Below are 26,352 nucleotides of genomic sequence, written 5' to 3' on the forward strand. Positions count from 1 at the left end.
GGCAACGCCAGCGTTCATCAGTATTAGGTCGCCCAGCCGAGGCCGGATGGTCTATTATTAACGGTGACCGCGATGGTGCCAAAGCTTGGCCGCGCTGAGTGTCGCGGGTTCTAGGAGGATTTTTTCGTGCAAGAGACGGGCGTGCGCAACGGTGCCTTCGGTGCCGACAAATTCGGCTTAAAGAATCTCAAGCAGGTTCACTGGAACCTCGGTGCGCCGCAACTCTATCAATACTCGCTCTCCGCGGGCGAGGCGGTGCTCTCCGCCGACGGTGCGCTCTGCGCCGACACCGGCGAGTTCACCGGCCGCAGCCCGAAGGACAAGTTCACGGTGCGTGACGCCACCACCGACAAGAAGATGTGGTGGGCCGGCAACCAGTCGATCACCGCAGAGCAGTTCGAGACGCTCTATCAGGACTTCCTCAAGCACGCCGAAGGCAAGAGCCTGTTCGCGCAGGATCTCTACGGCGGCGCCGATGCGGCCTACCGGATCAAGACGCGCGTCTTCACCGAGCTCGCCTGGCACTCGCTGTTCATCCGCACGCTCTTGATCCGCCCCGAGGCGGTCGAGCTGTCGAGCTTCACGCCGGAGCTCACCATCATCGACATGCCGAGCTTCCGCGCCGATCCCAAACGGCACGGCTGCAAGTCGGAGAACGTCGTCGCGATCGATTTCGCCCGCAAGATCGTCCTGATCGGCGGGTCTTACTATGCCGGCGAGATGAAGAAGTCGGTCTTCACCACACTGAACTACTATCTGCCCGAGCGCGGCGTGATGCCGATGCACTGTTCGGCCAATGTCGGCGCGAACGGCGACACCGCGATCTTCTTCGGCCTGTCCGGCACCGGCAAGACCACGCTGTCGGCCGATCCGAACCGCACGCTGATCGGCGACGATGAGCACGGCTGGGGCCCGAACGGCGTCTTCAATTTCGAAGGCGGCTGCTACGCCAAGTGCATCAAGCTCTCGCAGGAAGCCGAGCCCGAGATCTACGCGGCCTCGACCCGCTTCGGCGCAGTGCTCGAGAATTGCGTGCTCGACGAAGACACCCGCGTGGTCGATTTCGACGACGGCTCCAAGACCGAGAACACGCGCTCGGCGTATCCGCTGGACTTCATCCCGAACGCCTCGCGCACCGGCCGTGCGCCGCAGCCGAAGAACGTCGTGATGCTCGCCGCCGACGCCTTCGGCGTGATGCCGCCGATCGCAAAGCTGTCGCCGGCGCAGGCGATGTATCACTTCCTCTCCGGCTACACCGCCAAGGTCGCCGGCACCGAGCGCGGTCTCGGCAATGAGCCGCAGCCGGAATTCTCGACCTGCTTCGGCTCGCCCTTCCTGCCGCTCGACCCCAGCGTTTACGGCAACATGCTGCGCGACCTCATCGCCCAGCACAATGTCGATTGCTGGCTGGTCAACACGGGGTGGACCGGCGGCAAGTACGGCACCGGCTCGCGCATGCCGATCAAGGTGACCCGCGCGCTGCTCACCGCCGCGCTCGACGGCTCCTTGCGCAACGTCGAATTCCGCACCGACAAATATTTCGGCTTCGCGGTCCCGACTGCGCTGCCGGGCGTGCCGGCCGAGATCCTCAACCCGGTGAACACCTGGAAGGACAAGGACGAGTTCGACAAGACCGCCCGCGCGCTGGTCGGCATGTTCCAGAAGAACTTTGCCAAGTTCGAGGCCCAGGTCGACGCCGAAGTGCGCGCCGCGGCGCCCGACGTGAAGCTCGCGGCGGAGTAATCGCTCCGTCTTCAATGCAAAAGGGCGGCCGCAAGGCCGCCCTTTTTGTTTTGCGGACCTTCGCCTCTCCCCGCGCGCGGGGAGAGGCCGACGCGCGTAGCGCGGCGGGTGAGGGGGACTTTCCGCGAGTCCGTCTTTTATTGTATTCGCGGAAGCAGCCCCTCACCCCAACCCTCTCCCCGTAAGAACGGGGAGAGGGGAAGAGCAGCTACGCCTTGAAATACGCGATCTGCGTCGTGGTCGCGAGCAGCCGGCCGTTCGGCGACCACAGCTCGGCGTTCTGGTCGGCGTAGCTCTTGTGCATGATCTTCGAGTCCACCGTCGCGAGCACACGCGTGATGTTCTCTGCGGCGAGCTCCTCGCTGTCGGTGTGGAAATAGGTCGTCAGCGACACCGTGCCGAACGGCACCAGCTCGCGCCGGGCGTGGAAGATGCGGCCGAAGAAGGCGTCCGACATCGACATCAGCGAGGGCATGTCGAGCCTGCGCGGCTCGCGGTCGCTGATCCAGAGCTTTGAATAGGTGCTGGCGAATTCCGCCTGCGGCGGGCCGATGCGCATCTCGCCCTCGACGAAGCGGAATTCATACTGGTTGGCCCAGGACGCCTGGATCTTCGGGAACGGCAGAGTCTGCTCGAACGGCTTTGTCTCGGGATATTGCGCCACCCTGTGCTCCCAGGATGGCCGGCGCTCGGCGAACACGGCGGTGGCGAGCGTTGCGACCTCGCCGCCGCCCTGCGACAGTTCGACGCTCCAGTGCTGGCTCGAGCGGTTGGCTTTCACCAGACGGATGTCGAGATCGAACGGGCCCTTGGCGATCGGCGCGCAGTAATTGACGGTCAGCGCCAGCGGATCGCCGGCGGCTTGCGGATGCTCGATCAGCGCGCGCAGGATGGTCGCGGCCGTGGCGCCGCCGAACGGGCCGACAAAGGCCCAGTAATCGTCGCTGGTATGCCCCTGCCAACTCGAGTCACCCGCCGTGATGCGGGTGGCGTCGTCGAAGGGGTGCGGGAGCTTGGCGTGCATGTTCGTTTCCGTCTCGAGATTCCGGGTTCGGCTCTGCGAGCCGCCTCGGAATGACGGTCGTCATATCACAGCCATCGCCTGTCTGTGCAATTACCTGTCGCGTAACGCCGATTTCACGCCGCGGAAAAATCAGGCCGTGGCGCCGCGCTGGTCCTCTGCGTCCTGGAACGGCGGCGTGATCGGATTGACCGGCACGTTCCAGATCTCCTGCGCATACTCGCGGATGGTGCGGTCCGAGGAGAACCACGCCATGCGCGCGACGTTGAGGATGGAGGCGCGCGTCCAGGCCGGCGAGACCAGCCAGCGCGCATCGACCGCGCGCTGGGTCTCGTAATAGGAATCGAAATCGGCGCTGACCATGTAATGGTCGAGATAGCGCAGCGCGTGTGCGATCGATTCGAAGCGGCCGGGATCGCCAGGCGAGAACTCGCCGGTGCCGATCGCGTTGATGGCGCGCTGCAGCTTCGGCGACCTGCGGATCACGTCGGAGGCATCCAGCCCCTGCTTGCGGCGGATCATCACATCGCCGGCCTCCATGCCGAAGATCGCGATGTTCTCGCTGCCGACCTGGTCGCGGATCTCGATATTGGCGCCGTCGAGCGTGCCGATGGTGATGGCACCGTTCAGCGCCAGCTTCATGTTGCCGGTGCCGGAGGCTTCCATGCCGGCAGTCGAGATCTGCTCGGAGAGGTCGGCCGCTGGAATGATGACTTCCGCGAGGCTGACATTGTAGTCGGGCAGGAAGACGACCTTCAGCTTGCCGCCGATGGCGGGATCGTTGTTGACGACCTCGGCGACGTCGTTGATCAGCTTGATGATCAGCTTGGCGTAGCGGTAGCTCGCCGCCGCCTTGCCGGCGAAGATCTTCACCCGCGGCACCCAATTGCCGTTGGGATCGTCCTTGATCGACTGATACAGCGCGACCGTCTCGATGACGTTGAGCAGCTGACGCTTGTATTCGTGGATGCGCTTGATCTGCACGTCGAACAGCGCGCTCGGGTCGACCTTGATGCCGAGCCGCTCGCCGATCAGGCGACCCAGCGCGGCCTTGTTGTGCAGCTTGACGCTGCGGAATTTCTTCTGGAATTCGACGTCGCTGGCGCGCGCCTCGATCAGCGAGAGCTGGGTCGGATCGTCGAGCACGGCCTCGCCGCAGGTCTCGCGCAACAGGTCGGTGAGCTTGGGGTTCGCCAGCATCAGCCAACGGCGGAAGGTGATGCCGTTGGTCTTGTTGGTGATGCGGCCGGGATAGAGATGGTTGAGATCGTGGAACACGGTCTCGCGCATCAGGTCGGAATGCATCGCCGAGACGCCGTTGATGCGGTGCGAGCCGACGAAGGCGAGCTGGCCCATGCGCACGCGGCGGCCGCTCTTCTCGTCGATCAGCGAGACCGAGGCGCGGAAGTCGATGTCGCCGGGCGCGCGCGCTTCGGCGAGCGCGAGGTGCTGTACGTTGATGCGGTAGATGATCTCGAGATGCCGCGGCAACAGCCGCTCGAACAGCTCGACCGGCCAGGTCTCAAGCGCCTCGGGCAGCAGCGTGTGGTTGGTGTAGGAGAGTGTGGCGACCGTGATCTTCCAGGCTTCGTCCCAGCGGAAATTGTGCAGGTCGACGAGGATCCGCATCAGCTCGGTGACGGCAAGGCTCGGATGGGTGTCGTTGAGCTGCACCGCGACCTTCGACGACAGGCTGCGCAGCTGGCCGTCGGACGCAAGATGCCGCTTCACCAGATCCTGCAGCGAAGCCGAGACGAAGAAATATTCCTGGCGCAGCCGCAGCTCGCGGCCCGCCGGGCTCTCGTCGTTGGGATAGAGGAATTTGCAGATCGCCTCCGCTCGCGCCTGCTCGGCGCTGGCGCTGACGTAATCGCCCTTGTTGAAGGCATCGAGCTTGAGCGGATCGGGCGAGCGCGCCGACCACAGCCGCAGCGCATTGACGTGCTGACCGCGCCAGCCGACGATCGGCGTGTCATAGGCGATCGCCTGCACGGTCTCGGCCGGATGCCAGATCGCGCGGTCGCGGCCCTTGTCGTCGACATGCTCGACGCCGCCGCCGAAATTGACGTCGTAGATCACCTCGGGCCGCTGCAATTCCCAGGGGTTGCCGAAGCTCAGCCATTCGTCGGGATATTCCTGCTGCCAGCCCTGATTGATGATCTGGCGGAACAGGCCGTAATCGTAGCGGATGCCGTAGCCGATCGCGGGGATCGACAGCGTCGCCATGCTCTCCATGAAGCAGGCGGCGAGACGGCCGAGGCCGCCATTGCCGAGCGCCGCGTCCGGCTCGCACTTGCGCAAGTCCGGCAGCGACACGCCGAGATCGCCGAGCGCGACCTCGAAGATCTTCAAGAGGCCCATATTGTTGAGCGCGTCGGTGAAGAGGCGGCCGATCAGGAATTCGAGCGAGAGATAATAGACGCGCTTGCGTCCGGCATCGTAGCTGCGCTTCTCGGCGGTGAGCCAGCGATGCACGATGCGGTCGCGCAGCGCCAGCGCCGCGGCCTGGTACCAGTCGTGCTTCGTCGCCATGCCGGCGTCCTTGCCGATGGCAAGGCGCAGCTTCGCCAGGATTGCGCCCTTGATCTCGGCCAGCGCGAGTTCGTCGATGGGCTGCCCGGGCGCGGGAAAACTGGGCTGGAACGATTGATCTTGCAAGGCCGTCACTTCCTGGTCGAAAAACTGCTACTCACCCTACGCGTCTTGCCGCTGCGCCGGAACCATCGCCGGCGCGCGCATGCACTGCGCTGGCGTAAAATTATGCAAGGAATGGGCCGGTTTGGGAACCCGGGCATGCACGGAGAAACCTGGATTCCGTGCTAGATTGCGGTCGGATTCAGCCATCAGTGTGGAGAGAGACGCCCATGATGCGACTGCTGATCGAAATCGCCGCTGCGGCCCTGCTCGTGGTCTGCATCACCGCCTCCAGCGCCGCGTTCGCCGCCGGCAAGCCCGGCCGCAGCGCCGATGGTCTCAGCTGCAGCTTTACTGTCCCGCAAAATGCCTCGCCCCAAGCCCGCTGCGCCGTCATCAAGCGTCAATGCGGCGGCAAGTTCTACGCCAATGCGTGCGGCGACAGGCTGGTGTCGGCGACGAATTGAGGCCGGGCGCTTCGCGCGCTCAGGCTGCCTTCGCCTGCACCGTATCGCAGAACTCGGCGAGACGATCCGCAAGCCGCAGAGTTGCCGGGCTCGCATCGGGCGCGGCCATCAGCGCGACCTCGGTCCTGTTGATCGGAGCAAAACCGTCCTTCGCGGTCAGCACGCGGTGATCGGACTGGATCGACATCTCGGACAAGATGCTGAGGCCCATGCCGGCGGCCACGGCTGCCTGGATGCCGGCGAGGCTCGATGACGAATAGGCCATGTGCCAGGGGCGACCGGCGCTTTCCAGTGCGTGGATGGCGCCGGCGCGATAGAGACAGCCGAGCGGGAAGCCGATCAGCGGCACCGACGACACATTGACGTCGACCGGATGGCTCTTGCTGGTGACCCAGTGCACCCGCTCCGGCCACACCGCGATCGCGCCCTTCTCGCCGGCGCCGCGCTTGAACAGCGCGAGGTCGAGTTCGCCGCGTTCGAGATCGCGCGACAGGTTCTTGCTCTGGTCGGCTCGCACATCGAGGCGCAGCCCCGGATGCGAGCGCGAGAACGCGCCCAAGAGCTTCGCGAGACGATACGCCGCGAAATCCTCGGGGATGCCCAACCGGATCGCGCCTTCGCCGCCAGGCTCGCGCAGAATGTCGCGCGCCTCTTCCGCGAGCGAGAGCAGGCGCCGCGCATAAGACAATAGCCGCTCGCCGGCTTCGGTCGGACGCACGTCCTTGCCGTCGCGGTGCAGCAGCACCTGGCCGACATCCTCCTCCAGCCGCTTGATCTGCTGGCTGACGGTCGACTGTGTGCGGTGAACGCGCTCGCCGGCGCGGGTGAAGCCGCCGGCCTCGACCACCGAGACGAAGCTGCGCAGGAGCTCCAGATCGAGCATGGCCGCCTCCATTCGAAAATCAACTGATCGGCAGTTAATCATTTAATTTCCAAATGGCAAGCCGTCCCCCTATGTCGAAGGCTCAGGAGAAATGTCATGTCGCTTGCCCCTTCGATGTCCGTCCCCCGCAGCCGCTTCAATGCGCTGCCGCTCTATATCGGCCTGTTCTGCCTGCTCTGGAGCTACGCCTTCGTCGCCGGCAAGATCGGCGTCACCCATTGCCCACCGCTGATCCTGCTCGCGGCGCGCTTCTCGCTCGCCGGCATTTTGATCCTCGGCGCCACGATGGTCCGCGGCGACTGGTCGCTGTCATGGCGCGATGCGGTGATCTTCACCGTCCTCGGCATCGCCAACAATGCGCTCTATCTCGGGCTCGGCTACACCGGCCTGCAATCGGTCTCCGCCGGCCTCGGCGGCCTGATCGTCTCGGCCAATCCGGTGTTCACCGCGGCGCTCGCCGCGCTGCTGCTCGGCGAGGGCATGAGCTGGCGCAAGGCGGGCGGCCTGTCGCTCGGCATCATCGGCGTCACCCTGATCGTCTGGCATCGCCTGTCGGTCGGCACCGATAGTCTCCACGGCATCGTCTTCACGCTGGCCTCGCTTGCCTCCATCGTCGCCGGCACCATCCTGTTCAAGCTGCTGGCGCCGAAGGGCTCGTTGTGGATCGGCAACGGCGTGCAGAACCTCGCGGCCGGCATCGTGCTGACGCCGATCGCGCTCACCTTTGCGGACGTCCACGCGATTGATTTCACGCCGAGCCTGATCGGCGCCTTCGCGTTCCTGGTGCTCGGCGGCTCGATCCTCGCCTACTGGCTCTGGTTTCATCTCCTGAAAGTGTGTGGCGCGACCGCCGCCAGCGCCTATCATTTCCTGATGCCGCCGCTCGGCATGCTGTTCGCCTACATCGTGCTCGGCGAGCACATCGAGATGCGCGACCTCCTGGGGATCATTCCGGTGGCGCTCGGCATTTACCTGGTGACGCGGCCGGCAAAGGCCGTCGCGTAAGAGGAGTTCCTCATGCCCATTTCCATCACCCTGATCGGCGGCCCCACTGCGCTGATCGAGATCGACGGTTTTCGCCTGCTCACCGACCCCACCTTTGATGCGCCTGGCGCCTACCAGCTGCCGCATGTGAAGCTGGAGAAGACCATCGGTCCCGCAATGAAGCCCGATGCGATCGGTCCGATCGATGCCGTGCTGCTCAGCCACGATCAGCATTCGGACAATCTCGACAATTCCGGCCGCGACTTCCTCCTCAAAGCGCCGCGCGCATTGACGACCGAAGCCGGCGCAAAACGCCTCGGCGGCCATGTCGAGGGCCTCGCGCCCTGGGCCACCGCGCATCTGAAGGACGATGACGGCAACAGGCTCACGATCACCGCGACACCGGCGCGTCACGGTCCGGCCGGCATCGAGCCGCTGTCGGGCGACGTCATCGGCTTCGTGGTGCAGTCGAGCCGCAAGGACACGCATTCCATCTATATCAGCGGCGACACTACCTGGTTCGACGGCGTCGCCGAGGTCGCGCGCCGCTTCAAATGTCGGGTGGTGCTGCCGTTCGCGGGGGCGGCGCAAACGCGCGGGCCGTTCCATCTCACCATGGACACCAACGACACCATCGAGACCGCGCGCGCCTTTCCTGACGCGATGATCGTGCCGCTGCATACCGAGGGCTGGGCGCATTTCCGCCAGAACAGCGAGGACCTGCGCAAGACGTTTGACGTGCTCGGCTTCGGGACGCGGCTGCGCCTGCTGGAGCCGGGCGTGCCGACAGTGATCGAGCCGCCGTAGCTGTCATTCCGGGGCGACGCGAAGCGTCGAGCCCGGAATCCATCGCGCCACCAACTCCACCGATGGACGGATTCTGGGTTCGCGCTTCGCGCGCCCCGGAATGACGACCCTCAATCCTTCCTGAACACGATCGACGCCATCCATCCCGTCATCAGCGCCATCGCTGCGGTGACGAGGCCGTAGATCAGCCCGTGCTGCCGGGCGCTGGTCGCGACGAACTGCTCGAAGCCGACCTTGACGATCTCGAACGCGGTCTCGGTCTTGGTGACCAGCGTGCCGTTCGCGAACAGCTTGATCTCGACCTCGTAGGTGCCGATCGGCACTTCCGCCGGCAGCGGAATGCCGGTGCGGAACAGCGTCGGCGTCAGGAACGTCACCGCGCTCGCATCCTCGCGATAGAGTCCACGCTCGGTCCGCAGGCGGATGAAGGCGGAACGGAACGCATCGTCCGGCACCACGTCGGCATAGTCGCCGCTGACACGTTGGGTCAGCAGCACGTTGTTGAGCCCGATCTGCTGCCGGCGCGCGATCTCGGGCGAGGTGATGAGGTTGAAGGGACGGTTGGCGAACAGCGCCAGATAGCTCGGCACCTCCAGGAATTGCCGGTAGTCGGTGTTGATCCAGATGCCGAATCTGCGCTCCTTCCGTCGCGTCACCATATCGGCGCGCGGGCCCATCACGGTGACGACGAGATCGTAAGCGGTGCGGTCAGTGGGCGTCGTGGCGTCCCTCTCGACCGAGCCGAACAGCACCAGCTCCTCGCCGGAATAGTTCGGCGTCACGGTGACGCGGTGGTTGGAGACCGACACAATCAGTCGCTCGGCGCGCGCAGCCGAGCCGAGCAGCAGGACGAGAAAGATTGCGAGAAGCGCGCGCGTCATCCGGTCACCCCGAGCTCGCGGATGGTGAAGAGATCCTCGGGCCGGATCACAAGCTCGATCGCGAAGCGCACGCCGACCGACAGGATCAGGAGGCCGAGCAGCAGCCGCAGCTGCTCGCCGCGGATCTTCTGGCCGGCACGGGCGCCAAACTGCGCGCCGGTGACGCCGCCGACCATCAGGATCAGCGCCAGCACGGCGTCGACGAGATGATTGGTCACCGCATGCAGCATGGTCGCGAACAGCATGGTGACGAGGGTGAGGATCATCGAGGTCCCGATCACCGTCGAGGTCGGCACGCGCAACAGGTAGATCATGATCGGCACCAGGATGAAGCCGCCGCCGATCCCCATAACGGCGCCGATGAAGCCGATCACGATGCCGACGATCACCACGGGGATCACGGAGAGATAGATCTTCGAGCGCTTGAACCGCATCTTCAGCGGCAGGCCGTGGATCCAGTTATGCGTGCGCCGCGGCGGCACCGCGCCGTGCCGGGTCCGCATTAGGGCGCGCAGGCCCTCGGAGAACATCAGGCTGCCGACCGTGGTGAGCAGCACGACGTAGGAGAGCGCGATCATCAGATCGAGCTGGCCGAGCGCACGCAGCTGCGTGAAGGTCCACACCCCGAGCGCCGTCCCGGTGACGCCGCCGCATAACAATACGCTCGCCAGCGCCGGATCGATCGCGCGCCGCCGCCAATAAGAGATCGCGCCGGAGAAGGACGAGGCCGCGATGTGGCTCGCGACCGAAGCGACGGCCACCGCCGGCGTGATGCCGATGAAGATCAAGAGCGGCGTCATGAGAAAACCGCCGCCGATCCCGAACATGCCGGAGACGAAGCCGACCGCCGCGCCCATCGCCAACACCAGGAAGACGTTGACGGGCAGATCGGCGATCGGGAGATAGAGCTGCATCGAAGGACCACGCTCCGGCGAGACGGATCGAGTGCGCGGAAATGCTCGCGGGAAGGTTGGAACGATTGCCGCGTCTCTCAATAGCGGAATTCGGCGCCGGGCGGGACCGGGAATTTGGGGCGTGGTGAATGGGTGAAGCGAGAGCGAAGAGATTGGGTTCAATAGCTGTCAGGACAAAGGCGCGCGCTTCCTCCCCCGCTTGCGGGGGAGGGTTGGGGAGAGGGTGTCTCCGCAGTGAGACTCCCCCAGAGGAGAAAGCCCTCACCCGGCGCTACGCGCCGACCTCTCCCGCAAGCGGGAGGGGTGCACCGAGCACGCGGCCCGATTGTCGACTTAAAACGATGCGCCTTTAATGCGCCGCCGAGGCCGAACGCTTCGTCGCAACCTGCTTCGGCGCGGGCTTGGCGCTCGCCTGCGGCGCGCTGTCCCAGCCGCCGTTCGGGGCGGGAACGTTGACGGCATCGTCAGGCTGCGGCTCTGCGCTAAAAGTCTGGATCGCGAGCTTGGCGGCGGCGAGCGATTGCGGGTCGAGGCGCTTGGCCACATCGTCGCGCTTGCCGGCGGCATCCGCATCGCCTTGGGCGGCCGCGAGGCTGAACCATTTGTAGGACTCGGCGAGGTTCTGCTCCACACCGATGCCGCGGGCATAGAGGATGCCGAGGTTGAACTGGCTGTCGGCGACGCCGCGATCGGCCGCCTTGCGGAACCACTGCGCCGCGCTCTTGTAATTGGCGCCGCGTCCGCCGCCGTCAGCATCGAGCACCGCGAGATTGTGCATGGCCTTGGCGTTGCCGCGCTCGGCGGCCTGGGTGTAGTAGCGGCGGGCGATGTCGGCGTCCTTCTTCACGCCGAGGCCCTTCTCATAGAGCGTGCCGAGGCGGAAGGTCGCGGGCACCACGCCGGCCTGCGCCGCGCGGTCGTACCATTTGGCGGCTTCGTCGTAATTCGTGGCGACGCCCTTGCCTTCCGCAAAGCGCAGGCCGATCTCGTAGGCTGCGGTCGCATCGCCCTTCATGGCGGCGGTGCGCAAGCCGGGACCGCCGATAGCATCAGGCAGCTTTTCGCTCGGCGGCACCTGGATCGTTCCGAGCTTCGCGCGGCTCGTGCCCGACAGCGCGCCAGTCACATCGCTCGACGCAGCGGGCGGAGGCGGCACTGTGGGCGCGGGCGGGATTTCGACCGAAGCAGTGCCGCCGGAATTATTCATGGGGGCCGGCGCGGCATTGTTCTGCGACTGCCGGCCGATCGGCGTCGGCGAGGTCATTGACGGCGTGATCTGCTCGGGCGCGGCGGGCTTGGTCTCGACCGGCGGCGGTGCCGGCTGCGGCGCGGGTGCGGGCGACGAATTCTCCATCGCTTGTGGCGCTGGCGCCGGACCGCCGCCCTCGAGCAGGTTCATCGCCATCTTGAAGGTGCCGAGCACGATCACGACCACGCTCGCGCCGACCAGCAGCGAGCGGATCTTGGAGGTGATGGTCGAGCCGCCTTCCTGGCTCTGGCCCTTGTCCTTCGCACGGGACGCGAGCGCGGCCTTGACGCCGCGGGCGGGCTTCTCCGGCGGTTGCGCCGCTGCGGCCTGGGCAGCGCGGCGCGCGGCCGCGATGAAGCTCGACGACGACACCGGCTCTTTCGGTGCGGCGGGGATTTCGCTGATCGCGCTTTCGGAGGCGGCGATGCGCTCCGAGGGCGTCGCGGCGCGCCCGCCCGGCCGGGTGCCCGGCTCGAGCGGATGATCCGGCGGCAATTCCGGTGCGATCGCGGCGCGCGCCGGCGCCGTGTGCGGCTCCAGGATCTCGCTGATTGCGCGCGGCGGAACGGGTGGGGCAGCCGGTACCGGCGGCGGCGCGGCCGGAGCAGCGGCGTGGAATTCGCGCGGCGCGGCGACGAAGGCGGAATGCGGCGGGTGCTGCGCGGCGGCGGGATTCGGCAGCTCGGGCTTCGGATCGTATTTCGGCTGCTGCTGCGCTTGTTGCCACGGCTCGCGCACCATCGGCGCGGACTCCATGGGCGCGGTCATCGGCATCGCCATCGACGCCATGGGCATCGACGACATGGGCATCGGCTGCGGCGCAGGGGCCGGCGGTGCCGAGCGCACCGCGCGCAGATCGCCCTCGATCATCGAGAGGCGGTCGACGACGTGGCCGAGCGCGCTATGGACGGCTTCGAGCGAGTCCTGCGTGCTGCGGTTGGTCTCGGCCTGGCTGAAGCGGATGTCGGAGAGTTCGCGCTTGACGAGATCGACCACGCCGGTATCGGCCGCCGGCGCCGAATTGCGGCTCTCGGCCAGTGCGGAATAGGTCGCCTGCTGCCGCTCGAGGTGGCGCAGGATGTCGTGCAGTCCGTCCTCGACGCGGCTCAAGTTGCCGTTGCGCGGATCGGCGGCGGCCTCGATCCGCTCCAGCAGGTACGAGACCCGCTGCTCGAGATGAGCGAAAGTCGAGGCGGAATCGTTGCCGACCTGCATGCGGTCGAAGCGGTCCGACAATGCGCGGATCGCGGCTTCCAGATGCTCGGTGCTTTCGGACGGCTGCGGCCGCTCGCGCGTTTCCAGCGCGGCGGTGAGGGCGGCGATGCGCTGCTCGAGCACCGCGAAGCTGTCGCTGTGGCCGGACGCGCGGGTGATCTGGTCGACCTTGGACGACAGCAGCTGCACGTCTTCGGACAGCCGTGCCAGCGCCTCGTTGGAGGCGACGTTGGAGACGATGGCGCGCAGCGCCGAGATCGCGTCCTCCAGTTGGCGCACCGTCGAGGGATCGTCATTGGCGCGCAGGATCAGATCGAGCTTGGCGCCGAGATTGCGGATCGCCTCGTCATAGCCGGTGAGCTGTTCGGCCGGCGTCAGCGTGCGCAGCACCTGCTTGATGTCGGACAGCGCGCGCTCGATGCCCGACAGCACCTGGCCGTCGGTGCCGTTGGAGCGGGTCTCGTCGATGCGACGGTGCAGCGAGCGAATCTCGTTCTCGATCGATTCGATCGCGCGCCGCGGCATCGCCTCGGTGATGGCCTGACGGATCTCGGCGAGCTCGCCGCGGAAGGCGGAGATGGCCTGCTCGGTATTGTCGGGGCGCTGCAGCGATTCGATCTGGCTCGTGATCTTGAGCAGATGGCGCTCGAGCGCCGAGAAATCCGGCGCCGGCTGCGGCGGCGCATAGGCGGGCGGGGGCGGTGCCATGGCCGGCGCGTAAGGTGCTGCGGGTGCAATCGAGGGCGCGGCGCGCGGCGGCATTTGCCTCGGCGTAAAGCCGTCGAGCTCGCTCTGGCGTGCGGTGATCTCGGCGACCGCGACGTCGAACGAGGCAGGGCTCAGGGGTGGTGAGCTGCGATAGACCTGTGTTGCCGCACGCTCGACCGCATCGGCCTGGCGCTGGCGCATTTCGACCGGTGACGGCGCGGGCGCGGGCCGCGGCGCTTGAGCTTGCTGCGGCTGCTGCGGGCGGGAGATTTGCGACAGCCGCGCATCGAGCCGCGAGATCGCGTCGTTGAGCTGGCGCGCGACGCCCTGCTCGCGCGCGACGTCTCTTTCACGAGAAGAGTCTTGGCGCGGCGCGGGCTTCGAGATCCGTTCGATCTGCTGGGTGATCGCGTCGAGCCGCTGGTGAATGTCCGCGACTTCGCGGCTCTCCTGACTCGGCATGTGCTGCTGTTGCTGGCGCTGATCGTAAGGCGGGCGAAAGCTCGGCGGTGCAGTCTCGCCGAGCGTGGAGTTCAGCCAATCGTTGAGTGACATGCCGGCACGACGCGCAGCAGCTTCGGCCCGCTCCCTGACGGATGGATCGATGCCGTCAACACTCCACGATACGCGCGAATTCATGACTCTGTCCGGTTCCGACTTCAGCGCCCCACCCCGGCGCCTCCAGCCTTCCCTCGCGTGCCGGTTGCAAAGACAATCGGATTTGGCGCGGGTCGTCTGCCTCGAAAACCGACTTTTTCCTGTTACGGTAAATAACGGGTTAAGGAATGCGGCGCCGGTGTCTTAAAGTTGGGCGGCGGGAACCGCGGCGCCACCGCGGGGGTCGGTGTGCTCCCTCCCCCGTGTGCGGGGCGCGACGAGCTTCGCTCGCGCTGAGAGGGTTGGGGAGAGGGTGGCTCCTCTAGGCGAGAACCCCCAAGAGGAGAAAGCCCTCACCCCGACCCTCTCCCGCAAGCGGGAGAGGGAGTGAACGACCGGCGTGCCTTCGACAAAAATTTCGCCGCCGGCATCGCCGGCCCGTCTCAGGGATAGCGAGCGCTGCGTTTTGCGCTCCGCCTGAGCGGATTGTTGCTGAGATGAAATGGTTGCTCGTGGCCGCGATGGCGGCCGGACTGGTATCGTCCGCCTTTGCCGCCGATGCCCCGGCGGCAAAGCCCGTGGTGAAAGCGCCGGCGCCCGCAGGCTTCAACTGGACGAGTTGCTATGTCGGCGTCCAGGGTGGCGGCTCCTGGGGCAAGAGCGAGCACGTCGCGCGCGCCGGCGATGCCGTCGGTCCCACGCTCACAGGTACCTTCAATCTCACCGGCGGGGTCGCGGGCGGGGCTTTCGGCTGCGATTTTCAGATCGAGAAGACGGTGCTCGGATTCGAGAACGACGCCTCATGGACCAACACGCACGGCTCCGCGCAGGACCTGCCACCCTTCAATCGCACAGCCTTGAGCAGCACGCGGGAGCGCTGGATCGACATGTTTCGCGGCCGCATCGGCTATGCGATCGATCAGTTCCTGATCTATGGCACCGCCGGCGTCGCATTCGCCGGCACGGAGGTCACCGTGTCCAGTCCGGAGGGGCAGGTCACGGACTCCAAGACCCGCACCGGCCTCGCGGCTGGTCTTGGCGGCGAATGGGCGGCGTGGACCGATAGCTGGGGCGCGGTAAGCTTCAAGCTCGAATACGTTCACGTCGATTTCGGCAGCAAGCGATATGTCGACCCGGCCGTCCCGACTGGTGCACTCACCGTCAGCACCCGCGATGTCCGGTTGACCGACGACATCGTTCGCGCCGGCGTGAACGTCCGCTTCAACTGGGATGACAAGCCCGTCGTGACGAAGTTCTAAGCCTGGGCCTAGCCCTTGCCCTCGCGCTTGCTGTCCTCCAGCGGCACCACCGTGCCTTTGCCGCTCATGGCCGACAGCGCCTCGAGCGCCTCTTCGCAGAAATCGGCCACCATCTGCTCGTGGCGGGCGCCGAGGCGGAGCAGCAGCAGATTGCCGAGGTCGAGCCTGCCCTCCGCCGTGCCGTCCGGAAAACGCTTCTTCAGGATGCGCTCGTAATTGGCGTGACGGTCGCGGTGGTGCTCCAGCCGGTCCATCAAATCGGTGCGCATGGGCTCGATATCGATGCTGTCGAGCGCATGCAGCCGCACCAAGAGGTCGTCCTTGATCGAGGGCGGGGTGCTCGGCCGCGCGGCCCAGTGCCGCAGCGCTGTTCGGCCCTCCGGAGTGAGCGTATAGATGAGCTTATTGGGTTTGCCGGACTGTACGACCTCGCGCCCCTGGATATAGCCGCGGTCGCGCAGCTTGGAGAGTTCGCGGTAGATTTGTTGGTGATCGGCCTTCCAGAAGAAGCCGATCGAGGAGTCGAATGTCTTGGCGAGCTCGTAGCCCGTCATCGGACGTTCCGTCAGGCATGCGAGGATTGCGTCGCCCAGCGCCATGGCACCAGCTCCTTCTTGAAGTCCCGACCAATTGACTTGACTTTATGCGCATTGGTGCATATGCGTCAATGTGCATATGAGGTGACCCAAGGTCGGGGTTCGAGACCCGACCGGAAAACCCAGCCGAATCAACCCCTCGCTACTGTGCATGGGGTTGTTTTCGAGTTTCTTGCCAAGGCTTTTATCTAGGGAGGCATCCTGACCATGACCGGCCTCGATTCCTGGTACGCCTTCATGAAGTCCCATGACCGCGCCGCGCTCTGGGACCTGCTGCATCCTGACGCCGTGTTCGAAAGCCCCGTCGTGCATTCACCCCAGCGCGGCCGCGACATCACCTTCAAATATCTCGCGAGCGCCGAGAAGGTGCTCGGTGGTCCCGGCTTCACCTATGTCGGGGAGTGGAAGAACGCGAGCGGCGCCGTGCTCGAATTCAAGACCATCATCGACGGCATCGAGATCAACGGCGTCGACATCATCACCTTCGATGCCGAGGGACGCATCACCCATTTCAAGGTGATGGTGCGTCCGCTCAAGGCGATCAACATGCTGCACCGCCTGATGGCGGAGCAGCTCGCCGCCCAATCCTAGAGAATTCCGCCACTTCAAGCCCCATGCCGGGAGAACGCAATGCCGATCTATAAAGCCCCCGTCGAAGACGTGAACTTCCTGCTCAACGACGTCTTCCAGATCGACCGCTACGACAACCTCGCCGGCTTCTCCGATGCCTCGAGCGACGTGCGCGAGGCGATCCTGGGCGAGGCCGCCAAGCTCGCCGAAGAGGTGCTCCAGCCGCTCAATCGCGTCGGCGATCTCGAAGGCTGCAAGCGCACTGAGGACGGCAGCGTCACCACGCCGAAGGGTTTTAAGGACGCCTTCAAGCAGGTCGCCGAGGGCGGCTGGCTTGGTCTCTCGGCGCCGACCGAGCTCGGCGGCCAGGGCCTGCCGGTGACGCTCTCGCAAGCCGTCAACGAATTCCAGATCTCCGCCAACATGGCGTTCTCGATGTACGGCGGCCTCACCATGGGCGCGACCGCAGCGCTGATCGTTCATGGCTCGCCGGAGCAAAAGCAGACCTTCGTGCCGAAGATGGTGGCGGGCGAGTGGACCGGCACCATGAACCTGACCGAGCCGCATTGCGGCACCGATCTCGGCATGCTGCGCACCAAGGCGGTGCGCCAGGCCGACGGCAGCTTCAAGATCACGGGCACCAAGATCTTCATCTCGGCCGGCGAGCATGACCTCGCCGACAACATCATCCACCTCGTGCTCGCCCGCATCGAGGGCGCGCCCGCCGGCATCAAGGGCGTGTCACTGTTCGTCGTGCCGAAATTCCTGGTCAATGCCGATGGCTCGGTCGGGCAGCGCAACGGCGTCGTCTGCGGCTCGATCGAGCACAAGATGGGCATCCACGGCAACTCCACCTGCGTGATGAACTACGACAACGCCACCGGCTGGTTGATCGGCGAAGAGAACAAGGGCATGCAAGGCATGTTCGTGATGATGAACGAGGCCCGCCTCGGTGTCGCCGTTCAGGGTCTCGCGCAATCCGAGGTCGCCTATCAGAACGCCGTTGCCTATGCCCGCGAGCGTATCCAGGGCCGCGCGCTCACCGGCGCCAAGGCGCCGGACAAGATGGCCGATCCGATCATCGTCCATCCCGACGTGCGCCGCACGCTGCTCTCGATCCGCGCCTTCAACGAGGCCGCGCGCGCCTTCGTGATGTGGACCGCGCTGAAGAGCGACGTCGCCCATCGCTCCGAGGACCCGAAGGACCGCCAGGCCGCCGACGACCACATGGGTCTGATGACGCCGGTGCTGAAGGGCTTCCTCACCGACTACGGCTTTGCCAACGCGGTGCAGGCGCAGCAGATGTATGGCGGCCACGGCTATATCGCCGAACAGGGCATGGAGCAGTTCGTCCGCGATGCCCGCATCGCGATGATTTATGAAGGCGCCAACGGCATCCAGGCGCTCGATCTCGTCGGCCGCAAGCTGCCGCGCGACGGCGGCCGCGCCATCATGGCCTTCTTCGGCGAGGTCATGGCCTTCGCCAAGGAGAACGGCGGCGACGAGGCGATGAAGCCGTTCATCACGCCGCTCTCGGCTTCGCTCGGCCATCTCCAGCAGGCCACCACCTGGCTGATGCAGAATGCGATGATGAAGCCCGACAATGCCGGTGCGGCCGCGACCGACTATTTGCATCTCTTCGGCTTCGTCGCCCTCGGCTACATGTGGGCGAAGATGGCCAAGGTCACCCAGGTCAAGATTGCCGAGCAGGGCGCCACCCCCTATCTCTCCACGAAACTCGTCACCGGCCGCTTCTTCATGGAGCGGATGCTGCCGGAGACCGCGGCCAATCTCGCGCGCATCCAGTCCGGCTGCGCCACCATCATGGAACTGCCGGCGGAAGCGTTCTGAGGCTGCTTCCGCGCCGTCGAAATTCGAACAACAGATCAGGAGGGCGTCATGCCTGAGGCATTCATCTACGACCACGTTCGTACTCCCCGCGGCCGCGGCAAGCCGGACGGCGCGCTGCACGAAGTCACCGCGCTGGCGCTCGCCACGGTGCCGCTGAAGGCGCTGAAGGACCGCAACAACCTGCCGGAAGATTCCGTCGACGACGTCGTGCTCGGCGTGGTCGATCCGGTCGGCGAAGCCGGCTCCGACATCGCGCGCTTCGCGGCGCTGAAAGCAGGTCTCGGCGAAGCCGTGCCGGGCGTGCAGATCAGCCGCTTCTGCGCCTCTGGCCTCGACGCCGTGAATTTTGCCGCAGCTCAGGTGATGAGCGGCCAGCATGAGCTGGTGATCGGCGGCGGTGCCGAATCGATGAGCCGCGTCGGCATCGGCGCCTCCGGCGGCGCCTGGCCGATGGACCCGTCGATGGCGGTGCCCGCCTATTTCATGCCGCAGGGCGTCTCGGCCGACCTGATCGCCACCAAGTATGGCTTCTCGCGCGATGACGTCGACGCCTACGCCGTGCAGAGCCAGCAGCGCGCCGGCAAGGCCTGGGACGAAGGCCGCTTCAACAAGTCCGTGGTGCCGGTGAAGGATATCAACGGCCTCACCATCCTCGCCAAGGACGAGCACATGCGTCCCTCGACGACGATGCAGTCGCTGGCGCAGCTGCAGCCGTCGTTCACGATGATGGCGCAGATGGGCGGCTTCGATGGCGTCGCGGTGCAGTCGCATCCCGAGATCGAGCGCGTCAATTACGTGCATCACGCCGGCAACTCCTCCGGCATCGTCGACGGCGCCGGCGCCGTGCTGCTCGGCAGCAAGGAGGCAGCCAGCAAGTATGGCCTCAAGCCGCGCGCAAAGATCCGCGCCTTCGCCAACATCGGCTCAGAGCCGGCGATGATGCTGACCGGTCCGGTCGACGTCACCGAGAAGCTGTTCGCGCGCTCCGGCATGAAGAAGTCGGACATCGACCTGTTCGAGCTCAACGAGGCCTTCGCCTCGGTGGTGCTGCGCTACATCCAGGCCTTCGACATCGACAACGCCAAGATCAACGTCAATGGCGGCGCGATCGCGCTCGGCCATCCGCTCGGCGCCACCGGTGCGATGATCCTCGGCACCGTGCTCGACGAGCTCGAGCGCACCAACAAGTCCACCGCGCTGGTGACGCTGTGCATCGGCGGCGGCATGGGCACCGCGACCATCATCGAGCGCGTCTAGGGATAGGGAGCAACCAACATGGCTTACAAGAATTTTAAGGTTGAGACCGATTCCGACGGCATCGCGCTCGTCACCTGGGACATCCCGGGCCGTTCGATGAACGTGCTCGACGAGACCTCGACCAGCGAGCTCGACGCGATCGTCAAAGCAACCACGGCCGATGCCGCGGTGAAGGGCGTCGTCATCACCTCCGCCAAGGAAGCGTTCTGCGCCGGCGCCGACCTCTCCATGCTCGAAGGCATGAACCAGGCCTATGCCAAGGTTCTGAAGGAGCAGGGCGAGACCGCCGCGAACCAGATGCTGTTCGACCAGAGCCGCCGCTTCTCGCAGGTGCTGCGCTCGATCGAGACGTCAGGCAAGCCGTGGGCGGCCGCGATCAACGGCCTCGCGCTCGGCGGCGGTTTCGAGATCACACTGTGCTGCCACTATCGCGTGGCGGCTGAGAACCCCAAAACGCGCCTCGGCCTGCCCGAGGTCAAGGTCGGCCTGTTCCCCGGCGCCGGCGGCACGCAGCGCGTGCCGCGCCTGGTGCCGCCGCAGGATGCGATGACGATCCTGCTCAAGGGCGATCCTGTTACCGTCGAGAAGGCGAAGGCGCTGAACCTGATCCACGCCATCGTTCCCGCCGCCGATCTCATCAAGGCCGCGAAGGACTGGATCAAGGGCGGCGGCAAGGCTGTCGCGCCCTGGGACGAGAAGGGCTTCAAGCTGCCCGGCGGCCCCGTGTTCTCCAAAGCCGGCATGATGATGTTCCCGGCCGGCAACGCGATCTATCGCCGCGAGACCTACGACAATTATCCGGCCGCGCGCGCGATCATGAGCTGCGTCTATGAAGGCCTCCAGCTGCCGATCGACGCCGCACTGCGCGTCGAGTCGCGGTACTTCACCTCGGTGCTGCGCTCGAAGGAGGCGGCTGCGATGATCCGCAGCCTGTTCCTGTCGATGCAGGAGCTGAACAAGGGCGCGCGCCGTCCGAAGGACGTGCCCGCGACCAAGGTCAAGAAGATCGCCGTGATCGGCGCAGGCTTCATGGGCGCGAGCGTCGGCTACGTCTCGGCCCGCGCCGGCCTCGACGTCGTGCTGATCGACCGCGACCAGGAAAGCGCCGACAAGGGCAAGGCGCACGCGCAGAAGGTGATCGAGGAGCAGATCAAGAAGGGCCGCGCCAAGCCGACGGATGCCGAAGCGCTGCTCGCGCGCATCACGCCGACGGCTGACTACGCGGCGCTGAAGGACGTCGACCTCGTCATCGAGGCCGTGTTCGAGGACCGCAAGGTCAAGGCCGAAACCTTCGCCAAGGCGCAGGAATATCTCAAGCCGGACGTGATCTTCGCGTCGAACACCTCGACCCTGCCGATCACCTCGCTGGCCGAGAGCTTCAAGGACCAGGGCAAGTTCGTCGGCATCCACTTCTTCTCGCCTGTCGAGAAGATGATGCTGGTCGAGATCATCCTCGGCAAGAACACCGGCGACGTCGCGCTCGCGACCGCGCTCGACTATGTCCGTCAGATCGGCAAGACGCCGATCGTGGTCAACGACAGCCGCGGCTTCTTCGCCAATCGCTGCGTCGGCCGCTACGTCGCCGAAGGCAACGAGATGTTCCTCGAAGGTGTGCCGCCGGCGATGATCGAGAACTGCGCCAAGATGGCCGGCATGCCGGTCGGCCCGCTCTCGCTGTCGGACGAGGTCGCGCTCGATCTCGGCCTCAAGATCATGAAGGCCACCGAAGCCGATCTCGGCCCCAACGCCATCAACCCCGATCAGAAGAAGCTGATGGTGGAGATGGTCGAGAACCAGGGCCGCCTCGGCCGCAAGAACAGCAAGGGTTTTTACGACTATCCAGAGAAGGGCAAGGGCTCGAAGAGCCTGTGGCCGGGCCTCTCGGCGCTGCAGCCGAAGCAGCTCGACCCTGATACGCTCGACGTCGAGGAGCTGAAGCAGCGCTTCCTGGTGGTGCAGGCGGTGGAAGCCGCGCGCACGGTCGAGGACCACGTCATCACCGATCCGCGCGAGGCGGATGTCGGCTCGATCCTCGGCTTTGGCTTCGCGCCGTTCACCGGCGGTACGCTGTCCTACATCGACTTCATGGGCACGAAGAAGTTCGTCGAGCTCTGCCACAAGCTCGAGGCGAAATACGGCTCGCGCTTCACCCCGCCGAAGCTGCTCGAGGAGATGGCGGCGAAGGGCGAAACCTTCTACGGCCGGTTCGCGCCGAAGAAGACGGCGGCCTGACGGTCTTCCGAGGACGCAGAAACAACAAAGGCCGGATCGTTGATCCGGCCTTTTTATTTTCCGTCGCCGAACGGCGAGAACGCGCGGCCCGAGACCGCATCGTCGGCGAGACTGGCTTTCCAGCGACCTTCGTCGCCGCGGCCAATACGCACCCGATCATGTTCATGGGGCATTGTCTCGTGGAGATGCTCCTTCGACGACGTTGCCCGCCAAATGGTTCACAATGAAAAAGACCGGATCACCGATCCCGCCACATTTTGCTTGGGGCCTGTCACATCGGTTCGTGTGTTTCCGTGCCACACTAGGGCCGCTCCAAATCCCCGCAACGGTCACGCCCGCTCCGCACTGGCACCGCTCTTGCTAACGAATCCACACTGCGACGATTAGCATTGAAGGTGTCCCGCAATGAGCCCCATGGTGTTTCAAGATAGCGCAGCCGGCGTTGCGGTCAGATACGCTCCGCTGTTGCTGCTGGGTCGGCCGTGGTCGCGCCGCAAGATGCTCCGGCGGCGCAGGAAAGTTCCCTCGTGGCTGGGCCTGGCCCTACTCGTTCTGGTCGCCGATACGGCGTTGGCTGTGCTTGCCTGGTTCGCCGTCAGCGTCGTCCTGCATTGAGAGTTCCCCTGTTTGCAGGTGGAACGCCCCCGCCAGATAGGCGAGCTGGCCGACCATCAGGCAGCCGACGACGACCGGGATGCCCGTCCAAAATCCAAAGTTCGAGCTCTGCAGAACGATCGCTGCAAGAAGTGCGATGGCCGGCGAGACGAGCACCAACGCCCAGACCCGGAAGAACAGCCCGGTCGCCAGTCCGGTGATTCCGCTCGCGAGCAATAGACAAAATACGATCGTCACGACAGCTTCCCAGTTCAGCGGTCCGCATCGCGTCCCTAGCTGAGGTTGAGCCAACTGTATTGCTCTCACAAGGATGGTGACGTTCGTGGAGCAAACAAGGCGGAGTTATTGTTAACCCCGACAATCCTCATAAAAATTGATGGTGCGGCGTCACGAACCGCCGGGTTCCGCAAGCGAAGAGCCGGATCATCGTCCGGCTCTTCGTCGTTGCAGTGGTGATCCGTCCTTACTTCGCCTGCGCCAGCCCTTCCTTCGTCAGCGCTTCCTGCACTTTCGGCCGCGCCGCGACGCGGGCCTTGTAGGCCGCAAGGTTCGGCATCGCCGAGAGATCGAACTTCATCCGGTCGCCCCAGGTCAGCATCGTGAAGAGATAGCCGTCGGCGACCGTGAACTGCTGGCCCATGAGGTAGTCGCGGCCGGCGAGCTGGCTGTCGATGTATTTCAGCTTGCCCATGACGCGATCCTTGAAGAAGGCCTTGGCCTCGTCGTTCAGCGCCGGCGCGAACAGCGGACCGAAGCTCTTGTGGACCTCCGAGGTGAGGAAGTTCAGCCACTCGAGCAGCTTGTAGCGCTCGGAACTGCCATGGGCCGGCGCCAGCGTCTTCGCTGAGGCCCGATCGGCGATCATCTGGACAATCACCGGGCCTTCGGTCACGATCTCACCGCTGTCGAGGCCCAGTGCGGGGACCTGGCCCTTGGGGTTCAGCTTCAGATAATCCTCACCGTTTTCGAGCTTCTTGGCCCGGATATCGACCTTGACCAGCTCGTAAGGCAGGCCGGCTTCCAGGAGCGCGATGTGGGGGGACAGGGAGCAGGCGCCGGGCGAATAGTACAGTTTCATGGAATTTCCTCCTCTTGCTGCTTGGCTAGGGCGAAAGAACGACTACATGCGCCTGCATGAAATAGTCAAGATTGATGCAGCTGCATAGAATAGAGTAAGACACGGACGACGAGCTTGAGCGGGACCATGAAACGCAAACCATCGACCGAGGCAACTTCCGCCTGGATCCGCCTGATGCGGGTGCAGAGCCGCGTGCTCGATTGCGTCGAGCAGGACCTGAAGAAGGCGGGGTTCCCGCCGCTGGCATGGTACGACGCGCTGCTCGAATTGTCGCGCGCGCCGAGCGGAGAGCTGCGGCCGGTGGAACTCGAGCGGCAGATGCTGATCCCGCAATACTCCACCTCGCGCCTGATCGACCGCCTGGTCGATGAGGGCCTTGCCTCCCGGCGCGAATGCAAGATCGACAAGCGCGGCCAGTTCGTCGAGATCACGGAAGCCGGCCGCGAACTGCAGAAGCGGATGTGGGGCGCCTATTCGGCCGCGATCGAGAAGTATGTCGGCTCGAAACTGTCAGATGCCGACGCCGTCAAGCTCAGCGGTCTGCTCGACCGCCTGGGCTGCTCGTGCGGCGAGATGAAGCTGCCGCCCGTCGCCAACGTCAACGAAACTTCGCCGACGCGATGATCGCGCGGCAAACCAGCACGTCCGCGCGCCCGGTGGGTTCGCGGACCATCCCGTCACCCGCGCGCATTCGGTCGAAGCGCTTTTGATTAGAGTTTGATATGGCGCGAGACCAGATCGATATGACGCCGCTGCAATCGCGCGACGAGCTCGTCGCGTGGTTCGAGGCCGGCTGCAAGGACCCGTCCGAATTCCGCATGGGTACCGAGCACGAGAAGACGCCGTTCACGCTCGAAGGCCACCGTCCGGTGCCTTACGAAGGCCCGCGCGGCATCGGCGCGCTGCTCGAAGGCATGAAGCTCCTGCTTGGCTGGGAGCCGATCATGGAGAAGGGCAACATCATCGGCCTCTACGACGTCACCGGCGGCGGCGCGATCTCGCTCGAGCCCGGCGGACAGTTCGAGCTCTCCGGCGCGCCGGTCGAGAACGTGCATCAGACCCAGAGCGAGCTGATGGCGCATCTGGCGCAGGTGCGCGAGATCGCGGCTCCGCTTGGCATCGGTTTCCTCGGCCTCGGCATGACGCCGTCCTGGTCGCGCGCCGATATCCCGGTGATGCCGAAGGGACGCTACAAGATCATGACCAACTACATGCCGAAGGTCGGCCAGTACGGCCTCGACATGATGTACCGGACCTGCACCGTGCAGACCAATCTCGACTTCTCCTCCGAAGCCGACATGGTCAAGAAGCTGCGCGTCTCGCTCGCGCTCCAGCCGGTCGCGACCGCTCTGTTCGCCAATTCGCCGTTCACGGAGGGCAAGCCGAACGGCTTCCTCTCGTTCCGCTCCGAGATCTGGCGCGATACCGACAATGCGCGCTCAGGGATGATGCCGTGGGCGTTCGAGGACGGCATGGGTTTCGAGCGCTATGTCGATTACGCGCTCGACGTGCCCATGTATTTCGTCAAGCGCGGCGAGGAGTATATCGACGTCTCGGGCTCCTCGTTCCGCGCCTTCTTCGACGGCCGCAACAACAATCTTCCCGGCGAGCGTCCGACCCTGTCGGACTGGGCCAACCATCTCTCGACGATCTTCCCGGAAGTGAGGCTGAAGCGCTATCTCGAGATGCGCGGCTCCGACGGTGGTCCGTGGGGCCGCCTGCCGGCGTTGCCGGCGTTCTGGGTCGGGCTGCTCTATGACGACGTCTCGCTCGATGCGGCCTGGGAGATCGTCAAGCACTGGAGCGCACACGAGCGTCAGGCCTTGCGCGACGACGTGCCGCGCTTCGGCTTCAAGGCGCGGATCAAGGACCGTTATCTGTTCGAGATCGCCAAGGAATGCCTCGTTCTGGCACATGCCGGCCTGCGCCGGCGCGGCCGGATCGACCAGCTCGGCCGCGACGAGACGCGGCATCTGGAGCCGCTCGATCGCATCATCGATTCCGGCCGCACCCCGGCCGAGGAGATGCTCGAGAAGTTCAACGGTCCCTGGAACGGCTCGGTGGAACCGGCCTACGCGGAATACGCTTTCTAGACACATAGGCCAACGCCCAGGAGTTGAGCCGTTCATCGCCCATACAGGTTTGCGGCGATCAAATGACCGGCTGAAAAAACCTGAGCGTCGTCAATAACTCGAAAGCTGTTCTGATGGGGAAGGGCCGCCCGACCAGGGCCGTCATGGCGAAGGTCTTGGCAAGCGTCGCGGCCTGCGTCGCGTTGCTTTCGTTCGCATTTGCGAGCTGGCCCGCGCGCGCCCAGACGGCGTTCGATCGGCCCGGCGGCGACTATTTCAGCACGCCGGTCACCTCGGGCGATCCCGAGGATTGCGCGCTGCTCTGCGAACGCGACCGCCGCTGTCGGTCCTGGAGCTTCAGCTATCCCGACGTCGAAGGCGGCTCGGCCGTGTGCTGGCTCAAGAACGTCGTGCCGCCGCGCGTGCCGGGCAATTGCTGCATCTCCGGTGTGCGCGGTGCCGGCGTGATCGAACCGCGGGTCGAAGGCGTGGAGACGTCGATCGACCGCCCCGGCGGCGATCTGCGCAATTTCGAGCTCAAGGAGGGCGAGGGCGAGGAGGCCTGCAAGGCGGCCTGCATCGCCGACAACAAATGTCGCGCCTTCACCTATGCCCGCCCTGGCTACACCGGGCGCGAGGCGCGCTGCTTCCTGAAAAAGGAAATCAAGCCGCCGCGCAGGAAGGCCGGGTTCACCTCGGGCGTGGTGCGGTAGGGAAGG

At 65.4% G+C, this 26,352-nt stretch carries 21 protein-coding genes; 12 read left to right on the forward strand and 9 right to left on the reverse strand.

Going from position 1 to position 26,352, the window contains the following annotated elements; translation table 11 throughout:
- The first annotated feature begins 126 nt into the window (after window positions 1–126).
- Window positions 127–1,743: a phosphoenolpyruvate carboxykinase gene (locus tag BRAGE_RS0141680; protein ID WP_027561934.1), complete on the forward strand. Its 1,617-nt coding sequence runs from the start codon at window positions 127–129 to the stop codon at window positions 1,741–1,743.
- 208 nt (window positions 1,744–1,951) lie between these two features.
- Here BRAGE_RS0141680 and BRAGE_RS0141685 read toward each other — a convergent pair whose 3' ends face one another.
- Window positions 1,952–2,767, reverse strand: a complete 816-nt coding sequence (locus BRAGE_RS0141685) for an acyl-CoA thioesterase (protein ID WP_027561935.1) — start codon at window positions 2,765–2,767, stop codon at window positions 1,952–1,954.
- A 129-nt stretch (window positions 2,768–2,896) separates the two neighbouring features.
- Window positions 2,897–5,422 carry a glycogen/starch/alpha-glucan phosphorylase gene (locus BRAGE_RS51045; protein ID WP_051378298.1) on the reverse strand — a complete coding sequence of 842 codons (2,526 nt, stop codon included), beginning with the start codon at window positions 5,420–5,422 and terminating at the stop codon, window positions 2,897–2,899.
- Between the two features lie 209 nt (window positions 5,423–5,631).
- On the opposite strand from BRAGE_RS51045, the gene BRAGE_RS0141695 reads away from it, so the two are divergent.
- The gene (locus tag BRAGE_RS0141695; protein ID WP_027561936.1) at window positions 5,632–5,865 is read left to right on the forward strand and encodes a hypothetical protein; all 234 of its coding nucleotides are present in this window, start codon (window positions 5,632–5,634) and stop codon (window positions 5,863–5,865) included.
- Between the two features lie 19 nt (window positions 5,866–5,884).
- Here the strand turns inward: BRAGE_RS0141695 and BRAGE_RS0141700 are convergent, their stop codons facing one another.
- Window positions 5,885–6,748, reverse strand: a complete 864-nt coding sequence (locus tag BRAGE_RS0141700) for a LysR family transcriptional regulator (RefSeq protein ID WP_027561937.1) — start codon at window positions 6,746–6,748, stop codon at window positions 5,885–5,887.
- 96 nt (window positions 6,749–6,844) lie between these two features.
- On the opposite strand from BRAGE_RS0141700, the gene BRAGE_RS0141705 reads away from it, so the two are divergent.
- Together BRAGE_RS0141705 and BRAGE_RS0141710 are read left to right on the forward strand one after the other, a co-directional pair.
- Window positions 6,845–7,753, forward strand: coding sequence for a DMT family transporter (locus BRAGE_RS0141705; protein WP_027561938.1), 909 nt, complete (start codon window positions 6,845–6,847; stop codon window positions 7,751–7,753).
- 12 nt (window positions 7,754–7,765) lie between these two features.
- Entirely contained in the window at window positions 7,766–8,539 is a 774-nt protein-coding gene (locus BRAGE_RS0141710) for an MBL fold metallo-hydrolase (protein WP_027561939.1), read from the forward strand.
- Between the two features lie 110 nt (window positions 8,540–8,649).
- Here the strand turns inward: BRAGE_RS0141710 and BRAGE_RS0141715 are convergent, their stop codons facing one another.
- From BRAGE_RS0141715 to BRAGE_RS0141725, 3 genes are all read right to left on the reverse strand, one after another.
- Window positions 8,650–9,420 carry a TIGR02186 family protein gene (locus BRAGE_RS0141715; protein WP_027561940.1) on the reverse strand — a complete coding sequence of 257 codons (771 nt, stop codon included), beginning with the start codon at window positions 9,418–9,420 and terminating at the stop codon, window positions 8,650–8,652.
- Window positions 9,417–10,334: a sulfite exporter TauE/SafE family protein gene (locus tag BRAGE_RS0141720; RefSeq protein ID WP_027561941.1), complete on the reverse strand. Its 918-nt coding sequence runs from the start codon at window positions 10,332–10,334 to the stop codon at window positions 9,417–9,419. Before BRAGE_RS0141720 ends, BRAGE_RS0141715 begins: the two co-directional genes overlap by 4 nt.
- A 349-nt stretch (window positions 10,335–10,683) precedes the next feature.
- Complete coding sequence (locus BRAGE_RS0141725) at window positions 10,684–14,145, reverse strand: tetratricopeptide repeat protein (RefSeq protein WP_028146501.1); 3,462 nt, start codon at window positions 14,143–14,145, stop codon at window positions 10,684–10,686.
- 455 nt (window positions 14,146–14,600) lie between these two features.
- On the opposite strand from BRAGE_RS0141725, the gene BRAGE_RS0141730 reads away from it, so the two are divergent.
- Window positions 14,601–15,362, forward strand: a complete 762-nt coding sequence (locus tag BRAGE_RS0141730; protein ID WP_027561942.1) for an outer membrane protein — start codon at window positions 14,601–14,603, stop codon at window positions 15,360–15,362.
- Window positions 15,363–15,370: 8 nt separating this feature from the next.
- Here the strand turns inward: BRAGE_RS0141730 and BRAGE_RS0141735 are convergent, their stop codons facing one another.
- Window positions 15,371–15,961: a PadR family transcriptional regulator gene (locus BRAGE_RS0141735; protein ID WP_027561943.1), complete on the reverse strand. Its 591-nt coding sequence runs from the start codon at window positions 15,959–15,961 to the stop codon at window positions 15,371–15,373.
- A gap of 204 nt (window positions 15,962–16,165) precedes the next feature.
- On the opposite strand from BRAGE_RS0141735, the gene BRAGE_RS0141740 reads away from it, so the two are divergent.
- Genes BRAGE_RS0141740 through BRAGE_RS0141755 form a run of 4 tightly spaced genes read left to right on the forward strand, consistent with a single transcriptional unit; the run spans window position 16,166 to window position 21,868 of the window.
- The gene (locus tag BRAGE_RS0141740) at window positions 16,166–16,549 is read left to right on the forward strand and encodes a nuclear transport factor 2 family protein (RefSeq protein ID WP_035730637.1); all 384 of its coding nucleotides are present in this window, start codon (window positions 16,166–16,168) and stop codon (window positions 16,547–16,549) included.
- Window positions 16,550–16,588: 39 nt separating this feature from the next.
- The gene (locus BRAGE_RS0141745; RefSeq protein WP_027561945.1) at window positions 16,589–18,379 is read left to right on the forward strand and encodes an acyl-CoA dehydrogenase C-terminal domain-containing protein; all 1,791 of its coding nucleotides are present in this window, start codon (window positions 16,589–16,591) and stop codon (window positions 18,377–18,379) included.
- Window positions 18,380–18,427: 48 nt separating this feature from the next.
- Entirely contained in the window at window positions 18,428–19,636 is a 1,209-nt protein-coding gene (locus tag BRAGE_RS0141750; RefSeq protein ID WP_027561946.1) for an acetyl-CoA C-acetyltransferase, read from the forward strand.
- Window positions 19,637–19,654: 18 nt separating this feature from the next.
- Window positions 19,655–21,868: an FAD-dependent oxidoreductase gene (locus BRAGE_RS0141755; RefSeq protein ID WP_027561947.1), complete on the forward strand. Its 2,214-nt coding sequence runs from the start codon at window positions 19,655–19,657 to the stop codon at window positions 21,866–21,868.
- Window positions 21,869–22,411: 543 nt separating this feature from the next.
- On the opposite strand, the gene BRAGE_RS0141765 is transcribed toward BRAGE_RS0141755, so the two are convergent.
- Together BRAGE_RS0141765 and gstA are read right to left on the reverse strand one after the other, a co-directional pair.
- Window positions 22,412–22,720, reverse strand: a complete 309-nt coding sequence (locus tag BRAGE_RS0141765; RefSeq protein ID WP_231164161.1) for a hypothetical protein — start codon at window positions 22,718–22,720, stop codon at window positions 22,412–22,414.
- Between the two features lie 226 nt (window positions 22,721–22,946).
- The gene (gene gstA / locus BRAGE_RS0141770; protein WP_027561949.1) at window positions 22,947–23,561 is read right to left on the reverse strand and encodes a glutathione transferase GstA; all 615 of its coding nucleotides are present in this window, start codon (window positions 23,559–23,561) and stop codon (window positions 22,947–22,949) included.
- Between the two features lie 126 nt (window positions 23,562–23,687).
- On the opposite strand from gstA, the gene BRAGE_RS0141775 reads away from it, so the two are divergent.
- From BRAGE_RS0141775 to BRAGE_RS0141785, 3 genes are all read left to right on the forward strand, one after another.
- A complete protein-coding gene (locus BRAGE_RS0141775; protein WP_027561950.1) occupies window positions 23,688–24,185 on the forward strand; it encodes a MarR family winged helix-turn-helix transcriptional regulator in 498 nt (165 codons plus the stop codon).
- A 98-nt stretch (window positions 24,186–24,283) separates the two neighbouring features.
- Window positions 24,284–25,654, forward strand: coding sequence for a glutamate--cysteine ligase (locus tag BRAGE_RS0141780; RefSeq protein WP_027561951.1), 1,371 nt, complete (start codon window positions 24,284–24,286; stop codon window positions 25,652–25,654).
- A 113-nt stretch (window positions 25,655–25,767) separates the two neighbouring features.
- On the forward strand, window positions 25,768–26,346 hold the full coding sequence (locus tag BRAGE_RS0141785; protein ID WP_027561952.1) for a PAN domain-containing protein: 579 nt from the start codon (window positions 25,768–25,770) through the stop codon (window positions 26,344–26,346).
- Window positions 26,347–26,352 lie beyond the last annotated feature (6 nt).

Origin of the sequence: Bradyrhizobium genosp. SA-4 str. CB756 (genome assembly GCF_000473125.1) — a bacterium.
Classification (GTDB): Bacteria; Pseudomonadota; Alphaproteobacteria; order Rhizobiales; family Xanthobacteraceae; genus Bradyrhizobium; species Bradyrhizobium arachidis.